The sequence below is a fragment of the Streptomyces graminilatus genome (assembly GCF_001418565.1).
Taxonomy (GTDB): domain Bacteria; phylum Actinomycetota; class Actinomycetes; order Streptomycetales; family Streptomycetaceae; genus Streptomyces; species Streptomyces graminilatus.
Map to the genome: position 1 here is coordinate 1 of NZ_LIQQ01000017.1, position 6,060 is coordinate 6,060.

At 71.5% G+C, this 6,060-nt stretch carries 7 protein-coding genes; 5 read left to right on the forward strand and 2 right to left on the reverse strand.

What is annotated here, in order from left to right:
• The coding region (locus AOK08_RS01915; protein WP_157876528.1) for a TetR/AcrR family transcriptional regulator at window positions 1-273 on the reverse strand (273 nt) is incomplete at its 3' end.
• A gap of 125 nt (window positions 274-398) precedes the next feature.
• Between AOK08_RS01915 and hmgA the strand changes: the two genes are divergently transcribed.
• The 3 genes from hmgA to AOK08_RS01930 are packed head-to-tail and all read left to right on the forward strand — an operon-like array spanning window position 399 to window position 3,758.
• Window positions 399-1,763, forward strand: coding sequence for a homogentisate 1,2-dioxygenase (hmgA, locus tag AOK08_RS01920; RefSeq protein WP_055522985.1), 1,365 nt, complete (start codon window positions 399-401; stop codon window positions 1,761-1,763).
• 39 nt (window positions 1,764-1,802) lie between these two features.
• Entirely contained in the window at window positions 1,803-2,552 is a 750-nt protein-coding gene (locus tag AOK08_RS01925; RefSeq protein ID WP_055522986.1) for a GntR family transcriptional regulator, read from the forward strand.
• Between the two features lie 27 nt (window positions 2,553-2,579).
• Window positions 2,580-3,758 (forward strand): type ISP restriction/modification enzyme, encoded by a 1,179-nt coding sequence (locus AOK08_RS01930; RefSeq protein WP_055522988.1) that lies wholly within the window; start codon window positions 2,580-2,582, stop codon window positions 3,756-3,758.
• Window positions 3,759-3,854: 96 nt separating this feature from the next.
• Here AOK08_RS01930 and AOK08_RS01935 read toward each other — a convergent pair whose 3' ends face one another.
• Complete coding sequence (locus AOK08_RS01935; RefSeq protein ID WP_055522990.1) at window positions 3,855-4,568, reverse strand: TetR/AcrR family transcriptional regulator C-terminal domain-containing protein; 714 nt, start codon at window positions 4,566-4,568, stop codon at window positions 3,855-3,857.
• Between the two features lie 64 nt (window positions 4,569-4,632).
• Between AOK08_RS01935 and AOK08_RS01940 the strand changes: the two genes are divergently transcribed.
• Together AOK08_RS01940 and AOK08_RS01945 are read left to right on the forward strand one after the other, a co-directional pair.
• A complete protein-coding gene (locus AOK08_RS01940) occupies window positions 4,633-5,598 on the forward strand; it encodes an ATP-binding cassette domain-containing protein (protein WP_055522992.1) in 966 nt (321 codons plus the stop codon).
• Window positions 5,595-6,060 (forward strand): ABC transporter permease (locus AOK08_RS01945; protein WP_157876527.1); only part of this gene is annotated, 466 nt, incomplete at its 3' end. The genes AOK08_RS01940 and AOK08_RS01945, both read left to right, overlap by 4 nt.

Genomic DNA, 6,060 nt, shown 5'->3' on the forward strand with positions numbered 1-6,060 from the left:
CTCCCGCCCCAGGCGCTCGGTGACGCGCGTGACGTAGCGCTCCAGGTTCCGCTGGGCCAGCGCGTCGGCCATGGCCCGCTTGTTGCCGAAGAAGCGGTACACGGAGCCTATGGGGACGCCCGCGCGGATCGCCACCGCCCGGGTGCTCAGGGCGTCGTAGCCGACCTCGTCGAGAAGGTCGGCGCAGGCATCGAGGATGCGGGTCAGCCGTTCGGCACTGCGCCGCTGTACGGGCGCACGACGTAGCGGGGTCGCTGGGGGCACGGGCTTCATCATGCCGCCCCAGGACGATCCGGTGAACCTCGCCCCTGGCTTTCCCCTCTCGCGCCCGCCCCCTCTTGCGCCCGCGAACACCGAATCCTACGGTGAAGCATAGGAATGAGAGCGAGGGAGCACGCATGAGCACGGACGCGGGCGGAGCGCGGGCGAACGGCCACAGGCCCGCCGAAGGACTGGAAACCCTCCCCGGAATCCCCTGGCTCTCCGGTTTCGGGAACGAGCACAGCTCGGAGGCCGTCCCCGGCGCCCTGCCCGAGGGCCACAACTCGCCGCAGCGCGCCCCCCTCGGCCTCTACGCCGAGCAGCTCAGCGGTACGGCTTTCACCGAGCCCCGCGCCCACAACCGCCGCTCCTGGCTGTACCGCATCCGCCCCTCGGCCGCGCACCCCCGGTTCACGCCCACCGCCAACGGCTCGATCCGGACGGCGCCCTTCACGGAGTCCGTGCCGGATCCCAACCGTCTGCGGTGGGACCCGCTGCCCGCGCCCCCGGCCGGGACGGACTTCCTGGCGGGCCTGTGGACCCTCGGCGGCAACGGCGACGCCACTCAGCGCGGCGGCATGGCCGTGCACCTGTACCACGCCAACTCCTCGATGGAACGGGTGTTCAGCGACGCCGACGGTGAGCTGCTGATCGTCCCCGACTCCGGCGGGCTGCTGCTGCGCACCGAGTTCGGCCTGCTGCCCGTCGGGCCGGGCCATGTCGCCCTCGTCCCGCGCGGGGTGCGCTTCCGGGTGGAGCTGCTGGACGCCTCGGCCCGTGGTTACGTGTGCGAGAACTACGGCGCCCCCTTCCGGCTCCCCGAGCTCGGCCCGATCGGCGCCAACGGACTGGCCAACGCACGGGACTTCCGGGCACCGGTCGCGGCGTACGAGGACGTCGAAGGTCCGGTGGAGGTCGTCAACAAGTTCTGCGGCAACCTCTGGACGGCCGTCTACGACCACTCCCCGCTCGACGTGGTCGCCTGGCACGGCAACCATCTCCCGTACGTCTACGACCTGCGCCGCTTCAACGTCCTGGGCAGCATCTCGTACGACCACCCGGACCCGTCGATCTTCACGGTGCTGACGTCGCCGTCGGACACACCCGGCCTCGCGGGCATCGACTTCGTCGTCTTCGCGCCGCGCTGGCTGGTGGGCGAGGACACCTTCCGGCCGCCGTACTTCCACCGGAACGTGATGAGCGAGTACATGGGCCTGATCGAGGGCGCGTACGACGCGAAGACGGCCGGGAAGGGGGGCTTCGTTCCCGGGGGCGGCTCGCTGCACAACATGATGTCCGCGCACGGCCCCGACCGGGAGACCTTCGACCGGGCGAGCGCCGCCGAACTGCGGCCACAGCGGATCGACGACGGACTGGCGTTCATGTTCGAGACGCGCTGGCCGGTGACCCTGACGGCGCAGGCGGCACGGGCGGAGCATCTGCAACCCGGGTACGACGACGTGTGGTCGGGCCTCCAGCGGCACTTCCGCCCGTCGCCCTGAACATTGCACCGCACGTTGCCGACCGGTACGGATACCTCCGTGACATCCTTCGCGCCGGACTCGATCGTCCTGAACCGCAAACTGCCGCTCTGGTACCAGGTTTCGCAGTCCCTGCGCGCCTCGATCCTGGGCCGCTCGGCGCGGGACCCGCTGCGGCTGCCCACCGAGGAGCAGTTGGCGGGGCACTACGGCGTGAGCGTACTGACGATGCGGCAGGCGCTGAAGGAGCTGGAGGACGAGGGGCTGATCAGCCGCCACCGCAGGCGCGGCACGTTCATCGAGCCGGACGCCCGACTCGGCGCCCCCGTACGGCTGCTGGGCTCCGTGGACACGATCGTCGCCCAGCAGTCCGGCATGACCACCGAACTCCTCGGCCACGGCAGCGCGCCCGTGCCCGCCGAACTCACCGAGTACTTCCCGGATCTCGCGGAAGTGGCCACGTACCACCGGCTGCGCGGCGACGAGGAGACCGGCGAACCGACCAACCACGCCCGCAACTACGTCCGCCCGGAAGTCGCGGAACGCATAGACCGCCGGGATCTGCTCCGCTGGCCGATGACAAAGGTGCTGCGCGACATCGTCGGCATGGACATCAGCCGCATCACGGACACGGTCCAGGCCCGCCTGGCGGACCCCGAGACGGCCCGCCTCCTCCGCGTCCCGCTCCTCAGCCCGATCCTGCACTACACGGGCATCACCTACGACGACACGGGCCGGGTCCTGGACGTCGCCGTCATCCACTACCGCGGCGACCGCTTCTCCTTCACGGTGACTCTGGAGGCGACCTAGACCAGGGACGGAGACGACCGTCGTACGATGCCGGGCGTGACGCCCGACGACGACGCTCCGCTGCTCGCGGACCTCATGCCGTGGTCCGTCGCACCCCCGCGACTGGGCCGGGGGTGGCCGGCGGCACCCGACGCGGCATCCCTGAAGGCACGCTGGGACGCCCTGCTGAAGGCCGAAGGGCCGGACCGGGAGGCCCTGTTCGAGCCGACGCGCGCACGCACCCTCCACTCGGCGGTCGGCCAGCTGCCCGGCCGGTCCGGCGGCACGGAGAGGCTCGCCCGCGCCACCGGCCCCTGCGCGGAGCCGGTACGGGTCCTGCGGGCGCCCTTCGACGAGCAGTGGCTGATCCCGGACCACCGGCTGATCGACGCGGCCCGCCCGGAGCTGTGGCGGGTGGCGGACGAGCGGCAGGTGTTCGTCGTCGAGGCGGCGACCGCGCCGGCGGACTCCGGCGGACCCCCGCTGCTCGCCTCGGGCCTGCTGCCGCTGGTCCGCCCGGGCCGGATCCGCCCCCTGTACCGGCGCCCCGGCGGCACCGAACCCAACCTCGCCCCGGGCCTGCCGGCCCACCTCACCGCCCGCCTGGGCCACCGCCCAACCCCGGCCGACGTGCTCGCCTGGACCCTGACCGCGGTACGCCCGGGGCTCACCGTCCCGCTCACCTCCGACCCCGAACTCTGGTCCCGGGGTGTGGAGTTGGGCCACCGGATGCTGTGGCTGATGCGACGGGACGGAGACCGGCCCAAACTCCCCGGCGGCCGACGCCCGTACGTACGCTCACCACTGCCTTCCCGCCCGGCCACGGTGCACTACGACCGTGACGAGGAAACCCTCCGGTTCGACGACGCCGGCCGCATCTCCCCGGTACCGCCCGAGGCGTGGGACTTCGAGACGGGCGGGGTCCGGGTACTGGAGCAGTGGCTGGCGGCGCGGTTGGAGGATCCGGTCGAACCGGGCACTCTGGCAGCCATCAGACCCGCGACCTGGCCCCAGCCCTGGACGTCCGAACTGCTGGAACTGATCACGGTGCTGGCCCTCATGGCAGAACTGCGCCCACAGCGGGATGAGTTGACGGTAACGGACCCCATCACAGCGACCGAGCTACGAACGGCAGGTGTACTCCCGATCCCTGACAGCGCGCGCCGACCGGCATCGGTCCTGGACCATCAAGAGGAAGGCCCGGAAGGCCAGTTCACGCTGCTGTGACCGACCGCCTCGGTCAGGGGCGCGGGGCTGTGTCTTTCTGCGGCCCCGCCGCGGGGCGCGACAAGCCACAACGAACCCGCACCCGGCATCAAAGCCTCACCCGCGCGGCGCGAACCCGTCCAGCACCCGCAAAAGCATCCGCTCGAACACCGCCTCCAGATCGATCGGCCCCGAGTCCTCCGCGAACGCCGCCGCCAGCCGCGGGTACGCCCCGCCGGCCACCTGCCCCCCGAGATAGGCGATCCGCATCGCCCCCTCCTGCTCCTCCGACCACGGCAGGGACCGCGCCCGCTCGGCAGTCGCCAACTCATTGCCGACATACGTCGTCACCAGCCCGTTGAGCATCGCGATCAGCTCGAACTTCGTGCCGTACGTGCCGTCGAACGAATCGAGGCAGCCGAGGCAGTGTTCGAGATAGCGCAGGGCGTGGGGGCTGAAGCCGTAGACCGGTGACATCAGACGCGGCAGCCAGGGATGGCGGCGCATGAGGGCCCGCGTCTGGTGGGCCACCCGCAGCATGTCGGCACGCCAGTCGCCCGACGGCTCCCACAGCTCGTGCTCACCGCTGACGGCGTCAACCATCAGCTCATACAGGTCCTCCTTGCGGGGGACGTAGTTGTACAGCGACATCGTGCCGCAGCCCAGTTCGGCCGCGACATGCCGCATCGAGGCCGCGTCGAGCCCCTCCGCGTCGGCGATGCGGACCGCGGCGGCGGCGATGTCCGCACGGTTGTACGCGGCCTTGGGACCCCGTCCCGCACGTTCGGGACGCGTCCAGATCACTTCGGGTACGGCGGCTCGGCCGGCCATTGATCATCACCTCGACCACCCATCGTAGTTACGTACGCCGTACGTAGTGCGCTATGGTCACCCCATGACAACTACGTACACTGTACTTAGTGAGGGTCTGGAGAAGTCCTTCGGGAAGTCCTCCGGGAAGATCCATGCCGTACGGGGGCTGGATCTGGCGGTGGCCGAGGGGTCCGTGTGCGGGCTGCTGGGGCCCAACGGCGCGGGCAAGACCACGGCCGTCCGGCTGCTCACCACGCTGCTGCGGCCCGACGCGGGCTCGGCGCGGATCGCGGGGCACGACCTCGTGCGGGACGCGGCGGCCGTACGACGCCGGATCGCCGTCACCGGGCAGTACGCGTCGGTCGACGGGGACCTCACCGGCCGCGAGAACCTTCGGCTGTTCGCCCGGCTGCACCGGGTCAGGGGGCCCGCCGGCCGCGCCGACGAGCTGCTGAGCCGCTTCGGGCTCACGGAGGCGGCCGACCGGCCCGCGTCCACCTACTCGGGCGGGATGCGCCGCCGCCTCGACCTCGCGGCGAGCCTGGTGGAGCGGCCCGAGGTGCTCTTCCTCGACGAGCCGACGACAGGGCTCGACCCCGCGGCCCGCAACCAGATCTGGACGGCCGTGCGCGGGCTGAGGGACGAGGGAACGACGATCCTCCTGACCACGCAGTACCTGGAGGAGGCGGACCAACTGGCCGACGAGATAGCCCTCGTGGAACACGGCCGGGTCGCCCACACCGGAACTCCCGCCCAGCTCAAGGCGCTCATCGGCTCGTATGCCGAAGCGGTGGTCGCCGACGCCGACGCGCTGTTCGGCGCGGCCGGGGTCCTGGACCGACTCACCGGTTCCGTACCGGTTCTGAACCACGAGCGGCTCACCGTCGGCGCGGTCACCACCGACCCGACACTCACCCTTCCCCGGCTGGTGCGCGAACTCGACGCGGCGGGCGTGGCGTTGCTCGACGCGAGCCTGCGCCCACCGACGCTCGACGACGTGTTCCTCCGCCTGACCGGACGCACGGAGCACAAGGAGCCGGTCACATGAGCACATCGAACGTCTCCGCGTCGGCGTACGACGGTACGGCCATGCTGGGCCGGCAGTTGCGGCGGCTGCGGCACAACCCGGGGCTGCTGATCCTCACCCAGTCCATGCCGGTCACGATGCTGCTGTTCTTCGGTTACGTCTTCGGCAGCGCCCTCGCGATGCCCGGCGAGGAGTACCGGGCCTTCCTCGTCCCGGGCCTGCTGGTGGCGACCGCCGCCAACGGTGTCATGACCGGGATGTTCCAGGCGGCCCAGGACACCCACCGGGGCGTGACGGACCGGCTCCGTACGCTGCCGATCAGCAGGGCCGCCGTACCCCTGGGGCAGGCTCTGGCGGACCTCGTGGTCACCGCCGCCGGGGCGGTGCCGTTCCTACTGGTCGGGCTCGCGGTGGGGTGGCGGATCGAGGGGTCGGTGTCGCGGGCGGCGGGAGCGGTGGGGTTGCTGCTGCTCTTCCGGTTCG